A 17,098-nucleotide genomic window follows, 5' to 3' on the forward strand; every position below is an offset into this window, starting at 1 on the left:
ACGAAAGGCTACTGCGAAAAATTGATTTCGGTACTGTCGCCGATGTTAAGGCTATGACTGAACCCACGGAAAGAGGCATCGCTACCGATAATCGAATCCTGCATTACAGCATAACGCAGCTCTGAGTATGAGCCGATAATAGAATTACTAAGTATAGAATTGGTGATGGTGGTATTATCTCCGATAGCCACGTTGGGACCAATGATTGAATTCGTGATGTCGCAATCTTCTCCTATACTTACCGGCGGTATAATAATACAGCCCGGGCACTGCTCACTGTAGTCGTTGGTACGGAAGCTTTGCCTGTTAAGCAAGGTAGCATTAGCCGCCAGCAGCGTATCTTTCTTTCCGCAGTCAAACCAGTGGTCTACGCTCCAGGTTACTATTTTCTCGCCGTGCTTGATCATGTGCATTAGAGCATCGGTTAAGTGGTATTCGCCTTGTGTGCGCTGATCTTCAGTAATAATATGCTCCAACGATTTTACCAGCTTGCGCGGGTTCACGATCTTGTAAAGCCCCACCAGCGCAAAATTAGACTTCGGGACTTTCGGCTTCTCCACCACCTTTACAATGTACTCGTCGTTGCCTACTTCTGTAACTCCGAATAAAGAGGGCTTAGCTACTTTCTTTACACCCAGCACCGAGGTGGGCGCTTCTATGATAGGTTTTAGGTCTACATCCACAATAGCGTCACCTAACATAATCAGCAGGCTACTATCGTTTTCATAAGTATGGCGGGCAATCCAGAGGGCATGCCCCAAGCCTTCGCGCGGCTCCTGTACTACAAACTCAGCGTTTATCTGCGGATATTTGCCTCGCACATACCGTTCCACTTTTTCGCCAAGGTAACCGATGATGAAGACAAAGTCCGTGATGCCAGCCTCCAGGATCTTCTCGATGATATGCCCAAGTATAGTATTGTCTGCTACAGGCACCAGCGACTTGGGCTGCGTGTGCGTGTGCGGCCTAAGCTTTGATCCTACTCCTGCTACAGGTATAATTGCTTTCATACTATACTTTATACTGCAATATATCTATTTTTTACTGTATTTTAAATTTTATCACGCTTCTCCGGCACATTAAATTACTGTTACCATTGCACTTACAACGCCAGGGAGCATCTGCCGTAACATAGTAATCTGTTAATTGTTTCATATTAACTGCTATTCCTAACGCAGGTTTATTAAATTCGTACTGATATTGCTTTCAAAGCTTTCCTATAACGTATAGTAACATCACAAATACTACATCAAACCATGAAAAAACTATTCTTCTATTTTATCGGATTCGTCATTCTGGCTTCGCAATCATCGTGCGGGTACAACACTATGGTACAGAAAGACGAAACTGTAGAGGCAGCTTGGGCTAACGTACAAAATGCTTACCAGCGCCGCGCCGACTTGGTACCGAACCTGGTAAACACAGTGAAAGGCGCTGCCAACTTTGAGCAGGAAACCTTGACCCGAGTTATAGAAGCCAGAGCGAAAGCTACCAGCGTAAATATCAGCCCAGATAACCTGACACCGGAGAACATTCAACGCTTTCAGCAGGCGCAGGGCGAATTGAGCGGCGCACTTAGCAGGCTGCTGGTTTCCGTGGAAAGATACCCTGAGCTAAAAGCTAATCAAAACTTCCTAGAGTTACAGGCACAGCTGGAGGGAACTGAGAACCGCATTGCCGTAGAACGACGAAAGTTTAACGAGACTGTACAGGATTATAACTCCTACATTAGGTCCTTCCCGAGAAACATTGTAGCCGGCATGTTCGATTTTGAGAAGAAGGGCTACTTTGAAGCAGATGCAGGTGCACAGCAGGCTCCTACTGTAGAGTTTTAAACATAAATTGTTTTAATGGCTTAATTGCATAAGTGTTGCTCTTATAGGTAACCAGCAATTAAACAGTCCAACAATTTAACCATTCAAGTTATGCCACGAGACACTATAACTCCAGCCGACGAGGAGAAGATAATGGCAGCCATACGTGAAGCAGAGGTAAACACGTCTGGCGAGATACGCGTGCACGTAGAAAGCAACTGCGACAAAGATGTACTCGACAGGGCTACAGAAGTGTTTGCCGAACTGCACATGCACCAGACCAAGGAGCGCAATGGTGTGCTGTTTTACATTGCTCTGGAAGATCACCAATTTGCTGTATTGGGCGATGCAGGTATAAATGCCATTGTTCCGGATCATTTTTGGGAAGATATCACAGAACATGTGATCAAACACTTTAAGCAGAAGCACTATGCCGAGGGATTGGCCGAAGGTATACTTATGGCCGGCGAACAACTAAAGTCACACTTTCCTTACGACCGCAAAGGCGACGTAAACGAACTGAGCGACGATGTATCGTTCGGAGACTGATAGATTATGAAAAAACTCTTTTTACTGCTGTATTTCTGCACTTTTAGCACACTTGCCTTTAGCCAGGACAGTGACTTTCCGCCTAAACCTAACCGGCTCGTAAACGACTACGCTGACATGCTGTCTGCCGGGGAAGAAGAGGCGCTGGAGCAAAAGCTAAGAAACTACAGCGACACTACTTCCACCCAGATTGCCGTGGTGCTGATGACCTCTATCGGAGGTTACGACTCCAACCAGTATGCCGCTGAACTTGGCGAACGCTGGGGTATAGGCACCGGGAACTACGACAATGGCCTGGTTATACTTGTAGCGAAGGAAGAGCGCACCGTAACCATACAAACCGGCTATGGTTTGGAAGAATATGTTCCCGATGCACTTGCAAAACGCATTACCGAACGCACCTTAAAACCGGCATTTGCCGAAGGCAGATTTTATGAAGGCCTCGACAGAGCAACCAGTCTGATAATAGATCTAGCCAGCGGCGCCTACCAAGGAGACCCAAGTATGGCAGGCGAAGAAGAGGGCGGTCCTTCTATCATATTTATCATCATCATTGTAATACTCGTGCTCATCATCTTCTCACGGATGGGAGGAGGCAGAGGCGGCCGCGGCGGAAGACGCTACTCCAGAACATTTGGCGGTCCGGTTATCATACCCGGTGGCTTTGGCACATTCAGTTCAGGCGGAGGCATCTTTGGTGGAGGCGGAGGAGGCGGAGGCGGCTTCGGTGGTTTTGGAGGCGGCTCTTTTGGAGGCGGTGGCGCCAGCAGCAGTTGGTAAAACTCACTTTACTATAACGCTTTAAGTATCTAAAGCCCTGCAAGTATAGTTTCTACTTGCAGGGCTTTAACTTATCTTACTTTTATAACTAATAATTAATAGAATTACCCACCTACAACGCCAATCACTACCACCATATAAATTAGGCTTAAAACAGCTGCACCTGCCCCAAATCCTGCTGCTGCGTTGCCCATTTTTCGCTTGCGCGCCTGCTTTTGGTACGCTTCGCGATAGGCAGGCTCTTTCATCAGGTGGCGGTTAGGGTTGTAGTCAGTGTCTATTGCAGGTGGCACAGCCGAGATTACGGCACCTGTAGCCAAACCGGCTGCCGGATGAATAATGGTAGAGCCCATTGTTGTCCAGAATACCCCCTTCGCTTTATAATAATTGTTGGCGTCTAGCTTAGCCTGCAAACGCAGTTGGGCCAGCTCGTTTATACTTGTTTTCTCGTCGGTGTAAGTATGTGCAGCTAAGGCAATCGGGTCTACATCGGCTACCAGTTTAACTTGTGCTACCTCGCTTCGTGGCATTGTTTTCACTGGTCCGTTCAAGTCGCTGAAATAACGGTACTGTATGGTTTCATCTCCTAAAGCAACCACTCTTCCTATAATCTGCTCACCGTTTTTCTTAATGATTATGTCCTGGCAATTAGCCTTAGCAGCAATAAAAAGGAACATCAGCAGCAGAAATCTAGTAACCCGAACAACCATAGCAACAAAGAATTTAAAAGCAGAAACTACACTTTAACAGCACCGGGCGGCACATACCCCATATAACGTAATTAGAAAATATATGGATATACAAATTTTACTAACCTGTATGGATTTATTATAATTTTGCGCCAGAACTAAAGCTTTGAGGTTGATTTTCAGAATTATGTAATTATTTTAGCCTAAATGGCGTTGTAGGGTTTTATCTTTTAGCAAGAATTAAACAATCAGGCAAAAAGCGTATAAATGAAACTATTTGGGGATAGTATAAAAGCAAAGGTGGTAATTGGTTTCGGCCTGGCGCTTTGCATGGCCGTTGTAGCTGTTTTCTTTACCTACACCAGCTTTACACGCTTACTAAACTCTGTAGATGAGCTTTCGCAGCCTAACGATAAGCTTACCAGCCTACACCATACGCTGGCTACCATCTCAGCGGCAGAAAGCTCGATAAGAGCCTACACGCTAACTACGCAGGAGCAGCACTTTAAATCATACTTAAGCCACCTCGACACCATAGAGAACCAGCTGGACACGCTGCGTGCTATGATGAGGAGTGACAAAGCAGATGTTGCCCAGATAGATTCTATTGCTGTTCTACTCAAAAAGAAGCAAAATAGTATGCAGCGGTATGTGGCCCTTAAAAAAGAACAGCAAAGCCTTAGCCCATCCGATAAGGCACTTCGCCAGATCGCCTCAGCAGCTGAGTCAAAGCCTTTGTCTACCACCATTAAGCAGCACACGACCACCACCATATCAGACCGGCTGCCAACAGAGCCGGATAATTCTGAGAATACACCCGAGCAGGAGAGCACAGACAGCAAAAAAGGATTCCTGAATAAGCTCTTCTCCCGAAAAGACAAACCCGCACAACAGGCTACAAGGCCGCCTCAGGTAATTATACCCGAGATAAATGTTACCCAGGAAGTAAAAGTAGACACAAACAAAGTAGTTGCCCCAGTAGCCCAGCTCGCTAAAGTGCGCAGAATCCTGAAAAACGTAAAGCGGGAGTCGGAGGAGAAAGAAGCTATACTTCTGGCCGAGGAGCTAGCACTGCTGCAGCAGGACAAGCAGATCATGGACCAGATCCGAACCATGATGTACAGCCTGCAGCAGCATGAGCAGGCACAATCGCAGCAAAACTCAGCACGAGCCCAGCGGGAGGCGCAGAAAACCTCTACTATACTTTTGCTGATGGGTATTCTGGGGCTTGTAAGTGGTGTAGCCTTTATACTTGTTATCCTCCGCGACATTACCAGAAGCAACAACTATAAGTCGAGCCTGATTAAAGCGCAAAAGCAAACCGTGCAGCTGGCAAGGGCAAAAGAGGCATTTGTGGCCAACATGAGCCATGAGATGCGGACTCCGCTTAACGTCATACTTGGCTTTACCGAGCAAATGCAGTACGCCCGCTTACAGGAGCAGCAACAAGAGCACGTACAGGCCATTAACAGCGCAGGCCAGCATTTGCTGCACATTGTAAACGACGTACTCGACCTCTCAAAGATCGAGGCTGGTAAACTAAACTTAAGCCCGGTACCTTTCAGCTTAAAGCAGCTGGTAACAGAGCTGGAGCAGGCATTTACTCTGAAGGCATCTGCCAAGGGTATAAACTTTGTTTGTTCAGTTTCGGATAAGATGCCGGACGCTCTGCAGGGTGATGTGCTGCGCATAAAGCAGATCCTGTTTAACCTGATAGACAATGCCATTAAGTTTACTCATGAAGGCCATGTTGAGGTGGCTATGTCGCTCAAAAGCATACGCCGAAACCGCGTTACTGCCTGTATTGAGGTAACTGACACAGGTATCGGTATTCCCAAGGACCGGTTGCAGCACGTGTTCGAAGAGTTTAGCCAGGCTGATGATTCTATACTTCGCAAGTATGGCGGCACAGGCTTAGGCCTTTCTATCAGCAAAAAACTAGTAGAGATGCAGGGCGGCACCTTATCCGTAGACAGCGAAGCCGGAAAAGGTACCCAGTTTACGATCGTACTGCCACTGCAAGTAGCTAGACAAAATATAAGCGCGCCCTCTAAACCTATACTTGCCCCTAGTTCTTTTAAAGGGTATAGCGCCCTGGTGATTGACGATGATGCCTACAGCCGCACACTGGCTGAGCTTATACTTGGCAAATGGGGTATGCAGGTAAGCTTGGCGAACGATGGGCACGAAGCGCTTGAGCTGGTAAAAAAGCAAAAGTTTGATGTAGTGCTGACAGATTTACAACTGCCAGGTGTAAGCGGCAAAACAGTATCCAGGGCCATCCGGAAGCACGACAAGCAGGTGCCAATCTTAGCTTTGTCGGCTAACATACTAAGCAACGACGCTGACTTTTTTAAAGGATCTGCCATAACAGGCCATTTGCTTAAACCTTATAAGGAGGAAGAGCTGCACCAGTTGCTGGCAACCGTATTGCCGATAGCGCCTGCAGCACCAGCCCCTGAACAAAGTATAAAACCAGCCGCAAAGTATAGCAACACTCCACCAACTCAGCTTTACAACCTGGAAGAAATAAGAATCTTTACCGGAGACGACACGCACATGCTGATCATGGTGCTGGAACTGCTGGTTTCGGAGCACGAACAAAGCCTGGAGCAGCTAAAAGCACATGCCAGTGCAATGGAGTGGGATAAAGCCGCCGCTGTAGCGCATAAAATGATCACCGGCTTCAGGCAATTAAAAGCCGACACGGTAGTACCTCACCTGGCAGTGTTGGAAGATGTGCTGCACACACCGGATATTGACAAGACTATTCTTCCTGGGGTAGTAGCAAAAGCAGAAGCAAGCGCAGTGGAAGTGCTAAAGGCGCTGCAAGAGGAACTTACAAGTATAAAGCAGGCAGCTGAACAGCCGGCAACCAGCCATTAGTCCTCGATATTGTACTGCTTCAGCTTGTTGTAAAGCGTCTTCCTGTCGATGTTGAGTAAGCGTGCAGCCTTTGATTTGTTGTATCTCACCTTCTCCAGTGTAGTTACGATCAGCTCCCGCTCGTTTCGTTCGTTTATACTTTTGAGATCTGTTTCCGGGTGGCCTGCCACTGCGCTTATACTTGCAGCAGCGAATTCTGGCTTTGGCTTATAGTTTACCACCTCCGGCGGCAGCACCTGCGGTGTGATGATGGAGCCTTTTGTGAGCAGCACGCCACGCTTTACCACGTTTTTAAGCTCGCGCAGGTTACCGGGCCATTTGTAGTTTAACATTATCTCTTCGGCAGCAGGGTCAAATCCTGCAATGTCTTTCTCCAGCTCCCGGTTGGCCTGCTGTAAAAAGTGCCGTGCAAAGAGCAGCACATCGCCGTTGCGGTCGCGCAAAGGTGGAATGTTGATTTTAAACTCATTCAGGCGGTGGTAAAGATCTTCCCGGAACATGCCATTGTTGATGGCCTGCGCCAAGTCTTCGTTGGTAGCAGCAATAACGCGAACATCCACGTCCTGGTCAGTGGTGCTGCCTATTTTCCGGATCTTGCGCTCCTGTAGGGCACGCAGCAGTTTTACCTGCACCTCGTAAGGCAAATTCCCAATCTCATCCAGAAACAGCGTACCGCCGTCTGCAGCCTCAAACTGGCCTTTCTTATCTGTTACAGCTCCAGTAAAAGCGCCTTTTACATAACCGAACAGTTCGCTGCCTGCCAGCTCTTTCGATAAAGCTCCACAGTCTATGGCGGCAAATGGCCTGTTGCTGCGTTTACTGTTCTCGTGTATAGTACGCGCTACGTACTCTTTGCCGGTGCCACTCTCGCCTTCAATGATCACAGAAAGGTTTGTAGGAGCAACCAGTTGTATAAACTCTTCTATCTGCGCAGCCTCTTTGCTTTGCCCATGCACATACTCCGCGTTAGCCGATGCCTGTACTTCAGGCTGCTCTTCTTCCTGCTTTTTAAGGGCGCTGCGCACCAGCAGCAGTGTTTCGTCGGGGTTGATGGGTTTGGTAAGGTACTCCAGTGCACCCAGCTTTATGGCTCTTACGGCAGTTTGTATATCTGCATAGGTGGTCATAAGTATAACCGGCATGTCCGGCGCAACGGCTTTAATCTGCATCAGCAGCTCTAAGCCTGTTTTGTCCGGCAACCTGAAATCGGTAAGTATAAGGTCGGGGCTGTATGATTTGGTCAGGCGCAGTCCATCATTGGCAGTGAAGGCTGTCTCTACCTCATACTCGTTCCTTTGCAAAAAGGCTTTCAGCATCAGGCTAAATGCAGGATCATCATCAATCAGAAGAATTTTGGACATAAGGTTGTTTGCTGACTTTGCATCACGTAGTGCGGCAGGGCTAAACTATAACGGCTAAAACTACATATTGTTCGTTATTCACGCTGCAAGGTTTCGCTGGACTGTATTTTGATGACACAGCCCTAAAACAGAAAAAGCTCCCGCGCCAACGGAAGCTTTCTCTTAATAACTTATATATGAATGGCATTAGCCACTAACTGGCTTATTTAACAGCCTGAACTTATTTTCACCTGACGCAACGGTTTTGCGCTAAATGAGCTATGCCCAGGGCTGGAAATACTTCATGAAATTCGCCAGCTTTCAGGTCTCTGTTACTACAGTCGACCTTGCTTTTATTGCCTGGCGGAGCATTGGGCTTTGCTGTGCGCTGTAACGGGGTAGCAAAGTTAATGCTTGGTCCGTTTAGTGCAGCTGCAGCAGCTAAAACACTAGTCTTGATCATAATCAGTCAGTTAATGCGTTTTAAATGCTTAAGTTGAGATACTATTTCTTACCGGAGACAGTCTTTCCGTTTTTGTAAAAGCGTGCCACCGTTTTTTTCTGTTCTGCGTTTGTCAGGTATATTTCGTACACCGGCTTTGGATCTGCCTGCTGTACGGTAGCCTTAACTACATACACCTCACTTACATTCCATTCTTTTAAAGACTCCCGCTTAAGTGCCTGCTTCACAGCCTTTGGCAACTCATCGGTTTCTATCTGCTCTTTGCCCAAATCCTGTGGCAAACCCTGCATGGCGCTTTCAGGCAACTGCGAAGACGCTGCATACGGAGCCTGTGCTTTTACACTGGTTAATAATCCGGCAGCAACCAACACGATAGCAAGGGCAAACAGTTTGTTCATGGAATCTGTATTTGTACTAAAATCTAATTCCTACTTAAGCATAATCATGCCAAAAAAGTTCGGCGTTTTTAACTTCCTTTAAATAAGATAATTACAACACAAACATCTTCTAATTCCCCAATTTGCCTTTATTTAAAAGTGTAGAAAAATTCCACACTTTGTGGCATTTGACCCCATGTTGTGCGGTATTGCTTAGAAGCTGAGGAAACAAAACCATCGTTTTATACTTATCAAAGCAAAGCATAAACTGCTGCTGCCATTAAGTAAAACACTGCCCAAAATTGACTAAATTAGCCCCATGAGTGAACCACGAAAGAAACTGTTTCTGCTAGATGCCCTGGCATTGATATACCGCGCACACTTTGCTTTTAGCAAGAACCCACGCATCAACTCCAAAGGCATGAACACAGGGGCTGCCCTGGGTTTTACCAACACGCTGGTAGAAGTACTCCAGAAAGAGAAGCCCACGCACATTGGTGTAGCCTTCGACTCCGCGGCTAAAACCTTCCGCCACGATAACTTTGCCGACTACAAAGCAAACCGACAGGCACAGCCAGAGGATATCTCCATTGCCATACCTTACTGCAAGAAAATTGTAGAGGCCTTTAACATTCCGGTACTGATCATGGATGGCTTTGAGGCCGACGACATTATTGGCACCCTGGCCTGCAAAGCAGAGAAAGAGGGCTTTGATGTATACATGATGACGCCGGACAAGGACTACTGCCAGTTGGTAACAGACCATATCTTTTTATACAAGCCAGCCTTTATGGGCAATGCCATAGAAGTATGGGATGTGCAGAAGGTACTGAATAAATGGGAAATTGAACGTGTAGAGCAGGTAATAGATATACTTGGCCTGCAGGGCGATGCCGTGGACAACATACCAGGCATACCGGGCATAGGCGAGAAAACGGCGAAGTCACTTATCCAGCGTTTTGGATCTGTAGAAAATCTTATAGCCAATTCCGATCAGCTAAAGGGCAAGCAAAAAGAGAACGTCGAGAACTTTGCCGACCAGGGCATGATGTCGAAGGAGTTGGCTACGATACACCGCGATGTACCAATTGCTTTTAGTGCTGATGCTTTGCATTACGACGGGCCAAATGAGGAGCAGGTGACAGAGCTGTTTGCAGAGCTGGAGTTCAGGCAGCTTTCGCAGCGTGTTTTAGGACAGACCCTGGCATCTGCCACTACTGCTGCAGCGGCAAAACCTGCTGCACGCAAAGGCAGAGCTGCTGCATCGACACAAACGTCTCTTTTTGATGCTCCTGCCACAGCTGTTGCTGAAGAGGCCGCAACCGAAGATGCTGTGCCTGCCCTTATGCGGAGCTTTAAAACTACCTCACAGGATTATCACCTCATTAATACACCCGACCTTCGCCAGAGCCTGATCAACTTCCTTCTAAAGCAGGACGAGATCTCCTTTGATACCGAAACCACAGGAATAGACCCTATCACGGCAGCCTTGGTAGGCATGTCGTTCTGTTACCGCCCCGGCGAAGCATACTATGTACCTGTGCCTCACAACAACCTGGAAGAAGCGCAGCGTATTGTAGATGAGTTCAGGGATGTGCTGGAGAATAAGAACATCTCTAAAATCGGCCAGAACATTAAGTATGATATTCTGGTGATGAAGAATTACAAGGTAGCGGTGCAGGGCCCCATATTCGATACCATGATTGCGCACTACCTGCTGGAGCCGGAAATGCGCCACAATATGGATGTGCTATCCGAAACGTACCTCAACTACAGCCCTATTCCTATTACAGACCTTATCGGGCCAAAAGGCAAAGGGCAGAAGAACATGGCAGATCTTGAGCCAGAAGAGGTGAAAGACTATGCCTGTGAAGATGCCGACGTTACGCTGCAGCTAAAGTTATACTTTGAGCCGCTGCTAAAGGAGCAGGGCCTGATGAAGCTGTTCAACGACATCGAGAATCCACTGGTACAGGTGCTGGCTGATATTGAGAAGGAAGGTATAAGTATAGATTCTGATGCGCTGGCTGATATTTCGCAGCAACTGGAGTCAGAGATCATCAACATAGAGAAACGCATTTTCGAGATAGCCGGCGAGCAGTTTAATATTGGCTCTCCGAAGCAGCTCGGCGAGATTCTATTTGATAAGCTCGAACTGCACGGCAAAAGCAAGATCAAAAAAACCAAAACAGGCCAGTATGCCACCGGCGAGGAGATACTTACCAAAATGGCCGGAGAGCACGAGATCGTAAGGCTTATACTTGACCATCGCCAGCTTACCAAGCTTAAGTCTACATACGTGGATGCACTGCCGCAGCTGGTTTGCGAACTTGATGGCCGTGTTCATACTTCCTTTAACCAGGCTGTAACTGCAACAGGCCGCCTTAGTTCTACCAACCCTAACCTGCAGAACATACCTATAAGAACAGAGCGTGGCCGTGAGATAAGAAAGGCTTTTGTTCCGCGCAATAACAAGCACCTGATCATCTCTGCCGACTACTCGCAGATTGAGCTACGTATTATGGCTGATTTTAGTGCTGACCCAACCATGCGTGAGGCATTTAGAAAGGGACAGGATATCCACGCATCAACAGCAAGCAAAGTATTTCATGTGCCGCTGGAGCAGGTAGACGGCGAGATGCGCCGCAAAGCCAAGATGGTAAACTTCGGTATCATTTACGGCATTTCAGCCTTTGGTTTGGCAGAGCGCCTAGGTATACCGCGTCGCGAGGCAGCCGATATTATAGAAGCATACTTTCAGGAGTTCCCAGCAATAAAAGAGTACATGGACAGCGCCATCGAAAAGGCCCGTGACTTAGAGTACGCTGAAACTATACTTGGCCGACGCCGCTACCTCCGCGATATTAACTCCCGCAACGCTACCATTCGTGCCTTTGCCGAACGCAACGCCATTAACGCACCAATTCAGGGCACTGCTGCCGATATCATAAAGATAGCCATGATCAATATTCATGATTACCTGAAGCAGGAGAACCTCAAAACACGGATGATCTTACAGGTGCACGACGAATTGCTTTTTGATGCGCCGAAGGAAGAGGTGGAGATTGTAACGCCAAAAATTGTGGAGCTGATGACCAATGCCCTGCAGCTAAGCGTACCGATGGAGGTTGGTTTAGGAGTTGGTGAAAATTGGTTGGAAGCACACTAAAAACCAGGACTTACATGAGACTCTAAGTACGTAATATACAGAAACAGCAGCGGCACTTTATAATAGGAGCGCCGCTGCTGTTTTATACTTTATACTTATACTATGCTGGCTCTTGTAGCCACTGTTGTGCTATTTGTCGTGCGGTGGTGGTGGCGTCCTTTCCTGCTCTAAAAGCTTTCTTCCAATCGCTGGACTTTGCCTCAAATGCAGGGTTTACAAACTTCATTTTACCTCGGCCACTGTCTTTTAACGCAGCGTTAAAATCGATGTCTTTGGTTTCGTTCAGGAACTGCTGCAGGCGCACCTTAACAAATGCCTGGGCATCTGCCGGGTACTGCTTTTGCCATTTTACTAGCTTTTCCTTGTAAGCCTCCTGCTCATAAGCGTTTGTTTGTGCAGAGCCGGCTGCCAACATCTTCACCATTTCGCTGTTAGGGTTTTCATACTCCTTTAGCTGCGCCTTCAGCATCGCCAACGACTCGGCCATCATTTTCTTCGTCTCATCGTTCATCTTAGCCATCGACTCTTCTGTGCTTTTGATGCTCTTCTTCAGGTCGGACACCATTTTAGATCGAATGTCTTCTTCTGATTCTGCAGCTGCTGGAGCTTGTGGTCTTTGCTGTGTCCTAAGTGCCTCATACTGTTTCTGGAAAGCATCACTCTTGGTATATTGCTTAGCATACAGCATCAGGTCTTTTACAGCAGCTGCCCGGTCGCCAATGGCTATACTTTTCAGATTTCTGGCTCCTGCATGCGACAGGTAACCTTGTAATATAGATTGGGAGATGTTCTGGTCGGCCTCTGATTGGCTCATGCCCAGGCGTTGGAACACAGCCTCGGAGGCGCTGCGTGCGGTGAAGGAAAAAAGGCCGATGCAAACAATTGCAATTACAATGGCCGATAAAAGAGACATAATGCCCCTGCCTGTGCTCTCATCAAGAGCAAAGTTTTCTTTTTTCATAGTTGTGTAGGTTCGGTAGTGTATTTAAAAGGCAAAACTATGATACCTATTTCACAAAACCTTCTTGCTCCACAATTTTTTAGTAAAATAATGTAAACACAGGCTGTAGCAAATAGAAAAAGCACCTCAAAGTGAGGTGCTTTTTCTATGCTTTAAACTTTAAATTTCAATTATGGTAGCAGTACTGCTCTGAACTGTGTCTCGTCAACCTGAGGCACATTAGAACCATACTTTGCGTTGATAGCATTTATGATTTCATTCGCAGCTATTGCATTGCCTCTAGGTGTTAAGTGTACACCGTCCAGCGAGAACAGATTGCCGGTGATGAATGAAGGAGAGTAAGCCACCCCGTTCTTAACAAAACCAGTTTTTATGCTGTTAAAGTAGCTGTAAGCATCCCAAAGAGCTAACCCTTTTGCAGCAGCCTGTGCTTTGATGATATCATTGAACGCAGTAGTTGCATCCTTTATATTTTTCTGCTCTGCAGCATCAAGAACCAAGGCACTTGGAAGCGGATTACCCGCTGAAAGGCCAAACAACTGCGTTGTGTCAATCTGGTAATTTGCAAGAATACCAGCTAGTGTGGCATTCACTGTTACAGGATCTTGGCTTGAACTTACCTGGCGTGCAAGCAACCTCCAGTACCTGCCAGTACGCGTACCAAAAAGTGGAGCATATGCAGAGGCTGTAAGCGGAAAGAATACGCCACCTTCGGCAGCATCGATCTGAGCCGGAGTGATTACTATTCGTGAGCTACCTGAACCAGTAAGAGCAACTACAGCAGGTATTTTGTTGGCTGCAAGCAACTGCTTCACTGAGTTTCCTACTGTAGTAAAGAATGGTATCGCTGTAACATCAGGAATGGTAACCAGAACACCTTCTTTACCGCCAGCTGTTAGCGCATTTACCAGTTCAGTATAGTTTTGGCTAAAAGTATTCACAGGAGTAATTATCTGTGCAGGCGAGTTTAGCATACCACCCGAAAAAGCACCACCTGAAGTAGCATATGACAGCACATCGTTCTCTGCCATCCATAAGCTAAAGAAAGTATGGTTTGCAGCTTGCGCTTGCGCCTGCACATACTGCAGATAGGTCTGCGTAGCATTGTCTGTCAGTCGCTCAAAATACGGGTTACCTTGCGCGCTACTATAACCTCCTGTATTAATGTCAGCTACTCTTATACCTGGTATAGCCAGGTTATTGATGTTACCAGTAAACTTAGTATAAAGAGGCGTATTTCTAGATGTAAGCCCTCTGATGGCTAAGTTAGTGGTAACTGGTTGAGTTATAGGTGCCCCCTGAGGAGTAAAACCAACAAGTCTTAAATACCCGGTTCCGTTTGCCTGCGCCTCTGAGAACAATGGCTGAACAAACTCTCCGCCACCTACTTCTTCAAACTGGTCAGCAAGTATAGCAGGCACTGAACTCAGCTGTCCTTCACGGTATAAACCACCATCAGCGTAACCTGCACTTAAAGAGTTGCCTACCGCAAGGTAAGAAGAGAAATCAGCAGTACCTGAAGACGGATCTGGTGAGTCGATCTCCGGGTCGCAGCTTGTTAAAAGTACACCGGCCGCTAGAGCCAGTACACTCGATTTATAAAAAAACTTTTTCATGACTATTTCTGGAAATTAAAATTTGTAATTCAGCGCTATACCCGGAATATAAGCAGTAGCTTTATAAGTACCTGCTATACTTCTGGAAGCCTCCGCTGAGTCTGTTCTCTTTTTCTTGTTGATGTAAAGGAAAGAGGCATCCACGCCAAAGCTTTCAGTAATGGCATATCCAATACCGGCAGAAAGACCACGAGAGTCAGCATCTGGTGTCTCAGGAGTCAGGTAACCATCCTGTACAGGAGTCTGGTCGTAATAAGCACCGCCACGTAATGCCAGCTTTTCGTTTAGCTGATACTCAGCGCCAATACGGTAGATAAAAGCATCTTCGTAGTTTCTGGCACTTTCAGAGAAGTTAGAACCTGCAACTGGTTTGTCAAAGTTAAAACGCAGTGACTCATATTCGCTCCAGCCTACATGGCTAACATCAGCAGCCAATGTTAATTGGTCGTTTACCTGATATCCAACCCCAAGTGTTAACGTAGCTGGCAAAGGCAACTGGGCAGAAAACTGTGCACCATCCGGGAAGCTACCACGTGCAGCAGCAGGTATGTTAGAGAATATCACATCGCCTTCTTCTACCTCCAGATCGATTTTAGAACGGTAATCTATACCGATCGAAAGCTTTTCTGTAGCTTGGAAAAATGCACCAACATTCACACCGAAGCCTGTTTTGGCACTGCCGTCCAGTTCTATGCTGCCTTCTGTTCCATCCTGGTTCTGAACAGGCACTGCGCGCTGCAAGTTAACGGCACCTGTAGCCACTACAAAGCCTACGCCTAGGCCAAGTTTATCACCTATTTTATAGCTTACAGTTGGCTGAAAGAAGATAGCCTGTAAATCAATCTGGTTCAAGGCAAAGCGTCCGCTCCACTGGTCACCCCACTTTACGCCGCTGCCGAAAGGAGTATAAATACCCAAACCAACTGTTAGCATATCATCTACTTTGTATGCAGCATATACCTGAAACGGTGTTCCGAAATCATTATCCGCTTCTGCCGACACGCTGGTAGGCTCTATACCACGGTATGCGATGTGGGAGCTAATGGCACTCGCTCCAATGGTTACTCCATTTTCGCGGATATAACTTAAAGCGCCTGGGTTAAAAAAGATACTGGAAGTACCAGTTTGGATACCGGTACCTGTATGGCCCATGCCAATCTGGCGCTGGCTAGCCAGGTTTACCTGATACCCTCCGGCCATGGCTGTGCCCGAAAGCAGTGCACTTCCCAAAAAGGCTAGTAATTTACTTTTCATAAAGATTAATGTTGTAGGGTGATAGTACGTCTAAAACAAATATATAGAATTTTTGCACGCTGCAGAACGTGCTTATCTCTTTTTTCAAATATTTTTTAGAATGAGTCGAAAAAAAATGTGGTGCAATCTTACACTAAGCATATACCCATAACATAGTTTGCCGCACACTTTTCTTCTTTATAGCACCGCTATTATAACTTGCCAAGAATATGTTTTGCTCTGCAAACTTTTTGCACTGCACTACCACCTAAATGCTTTGCCATACGTTATCATATCCTCATAAAGAGAGTATCGCATGTACGATGTTTTAATAATAGGAGGAGGCCCTGCCGGGCTTAACGCGGCTATGATTCTTGGCCGCTCCAGAAGGAAAGTGGCTGTGTTTGACAGCGGAAAACCAAGAAACCGCTGGGCCAAAAACATGAATGGCTTCCTGACCAACGACGGCATAAGCCCAAAGGAGTTTATAGAGAAAGGTAGAGAAGAGCTGGCAAAGTATGAGGTAGAGTTAATAGACCTTAAAATTGAGGCCGCTACTTATACAAAAGGCGAGTTTATGCTTACCGACGCAGAAGGCAAAGTATACCGCTCTAAGAAGCTACTGTTGGCAACAGGCTTAAAAGATCATCTACCCCAAGTAGAGGGCATAGAAGAGTTGTATGGGAAGAGTGTGCACCATTGTCCTTATTGTGACGGCTGGGAAAGCCGTGATAAGGCCATTGCAGTTTATGGCAAAGGCCGTGATGGCATAGGCCAGGCACTTGCCATGAAGAACTGGAGCAGCGATGTTACATTATATACCGACGGCACTAATGAACTCACAAAAAAAGACCTGGATCTTTTAAAGAGAAATGAAGTAGCTTATAATACAGAAAAGGTAACAAAACTGATTGGGGAAGACGGACAACTGAAGTATGTAGTCACAAACGGCGGTAAAAAGCATGAGCAAGGAGCCATGTTCTTCTCGACAGGCACAGAGCAGCAATCTGATTTAGGAAAGCACCTTGGCTGCGAGTTTACAGGGAGCGGCGTAATTAAAACTCATCGGTTGCAGAAGTCTAATATTCCAGGGTTGTATGTGGCCGGCGATGCTGCCCGCGATATGCAGATGGTAATAGTGGCGGCCGCTGAAGGCGCAAAGGCAGGCGTAGCCATTAACATGGAGCTGCAGCAAGAAGAGCGCAAATAGTATTTACAATC

General features: G+C 46.8%; 14 protein-coding genes. 6 read left to right on the forward strand and 8 right to left on the reverse strand.

Translation table 11 applies throughout. The features are described 5' to 3' along the window. Positions 1–8 precede the first annotated feature (8 nt). Positions 9–1,010: a sugar phosphate nucleotidyltransferase gene (locus H8S84_RS13810; RefSeq protein WP_187067949.1), complete on the reverse strand. Its 1,002-nt coding sequence runs from the start codon at positions 1,008–1,010 to the stop codon at positions 9–11. Positions 1,011–1,256: 246 nt separating this feature from the next. Between H8S84_RS13810 and H8S84_RS13815 the strand changes: the two genes are divergently transcribed. The 3 genes from H8S84_RS13815 to H8S84_RS13825 all read left to right on the forward strand — a co-directional run bounded on the left by H8S84_RS13815 (position 1,257) and on the right by H8S84_RS13825 (position 3,143). Then, positions 1,257–1,835, forward strand: a complete 579-nt coding sequence (locus tag H8S84_RS13815; RefSeq protein WP_187067950.1) for a LemA family protein — start codon at positions 1,257–1,259, stop codon at positions 1,833–1,835. Positions 1,836–1,925: 90 nt separating this feature from the next. Then, the gene (locus tag H8S84_RS13820; RefSeq protein ID WP_187067951.1) at positions 1,926–2,363 is read left to right on the forward strand and encodes a TPM domain-containing protein; all 438 of its coding nucleotides are present in this window, start codon (positions 1,926–1,928) and stop codon (positions 2,361–2,363) included. Positions 2,364–2,369: 6 nt separating this feature from the next. Beyond that, positions 2,370–3,143 (forward strand): TPM domain-containing protein, encoded by a 774-nt coding sequence (locus H8S84_RS13825; RefSeq protein WP_187067952.1) that lies wholly within the window; start codon positions 2,370–2,372, stop codon positions 3,141–3,143. Positions 3,144–3,247: 104 nt separating this feature from the next. Here the strand turns inward: H8S84_RS13825 and H8S84_RS13830 are convergent, their stop codons facing one another. Beyond that, positions 3,248–3,853 (reverse strand): hypothetical protein, encoded by a 606-nt coding sequence (locus H8S84_RS13830; RefSeq protein ID WP_187067953.1) that lies wholly within the window; start codon positions 3,851–3,853, stop codon positions 3,248–3,250. Positions 3,854–4,099: 246 nt separating this feature from the next. On the opposite strand from H8S84_RS13830, the gene H8S84_RS13835 reads away from it, so the two are divergent. After that, positions 4,100–6,718: an ATP-binding protein gene (locus H8S84_RS13835; RefSeq protein WP_187067954.1), complete on the forward strand. Its 2,619-nt coding sequence runs from the start codon at positions 4,100–4,102 to the stop codon at positions 6,716–6,718. Here the strand turns inward: H8S84_RS13835 and H8S84_RS13840 are convergent. From H8S84_RS13840 to H8S84_RS13850, 3 genes are all read right to left on the reverse strand, one after another. Further along, the gene (locus tag H8S84_RS13840; protein WP_187067955.1) at positions 6,715–8,079 is read right to left on the reverse strand and encodes a sigma-54-dependent transcriptional regulator; all 1,365 of its coding nucleotides are present in this window, start codon (positions 8,077–8,079) and stop codon (positions 6,715–6,717) included. The two genes, H8S84_RS13835 and H8S84_RS13840, sit on opposite strands and share 4 nt — an antisense overlap. Positions 8,080–8,305: 226 nt before the next feature. Beyond that, positions 8,306–8,521 (reverse strand): hypothetical protein, encoded by a 216-nt coding sequence (locus H8S84_RS13845; protein ID WP_187067956.1) that lies wholly within the window; start codon positions 8,519–8,521, stop codon positions 8,306–8,308. A gap of 41 nt (positions 8,522–8,562) precedes the next feature. Then, positions 8,563–8,919 (reverse strand): hypothetical protein, encoded by a 357-nt coding sequence (locus H8S84_RS13850; protein WP_187067957.1) that lies wholly within the window; start codon positions 8,917–8,919, stop codon positions 8,563–8,565. Between the two features lie 298 nt (positions 8,920–9,217). On the opposite strand from H8S84_RS13850, the gene polA reads away from it, so the two are divergent. Beyond that, a complete protein-coding gene (gene polA, locus H8S84_RS13855) occupies positions 9,218–12,067 on the forward strand; it encodes a DNA polymerase I (protein WP_187067958.1) in 2,850 nt (949 codons plus the stop codon). A gap of 100 nt (positions 12,068–12,167) precedes the next feature. Here polA and H8S84_RS13860 read toward each other — a convergent pair whose 3' ends face one another. The 3 genes from H8S84_RS13860 to H8S84_RS13870 all read right to left on the reverse strand — a co-directional run bounded on the left by H8S84_RS13860 (position 12,168) and on the right by H8S84_RS13870 (position 15,898). Then, on the reverse strand, positions 12,168–13,028 hold the full coding sequence (locus H8S84_RS13860; RefSeq protein WP_187067959.1) for a hypothetical protein: 861 nt from the start codon (positions 13,026–13,028) through the stop codon (positions 12,168–12,170). A 170-nt stretch (positions 13,029–13,198) separates the two neighbouring features. Then, a complete protein-coding gene (locus tag H8S84_RS13865) occupies positions 13,199–14,644 on the reverse strand; it encodes an SGNH/GDSL hydrolase family protein (protein WP_187067960.1) in 1,446 nt (481 codons plus the stop codon). Positions 14,645–14,659: 15 nt separating this feature from the next. Further along, positions 14,660–15,898, reverse strand: a complete 1,239-nt coding sequence (locus H8S84_RS13870) for an OmpP1/FadL family transporter (RefSeq protein ID WP_187067961.1) — start codon at positions 15,896–15,898, stop codon at positions 14,660–14,662. Positions 15,899–16,193: 295 nt separating this feature from the next. Here H8S84_RS13870 and H8S84_RS13875 point away from each other — a divergent pair, with 295 nt between their 5' ends. Further along, positions 16,194–17,087 carry an NAD(P)/FAD-dependent oxidoreductase gene (locus H8S84_RS13875; RefSeq protein WP_187067962.1) on the forward strand — a complete coding sequence of 298 codons (894 nt, stop codon included), beginning with the start codon at positions 16,194–16,196 and terminating at the stop codon, positions 17,085–17,087. Positions 17,088–17,098 lie beyond the last annotated feature (11 nt).

Origin of the sequence: Pontibacter cellulosilyticus (genome assembly GCF_014306105.1) — a bacterium.
In the GTDB taxonomy this organism is placed as follows: domain Bacteria; phylum Bacteroidota; class Bacteroidia; order Cytophagales; family Hymenobacteraceae; genus Pontibacter; species Pontibacter cellulosilyticus.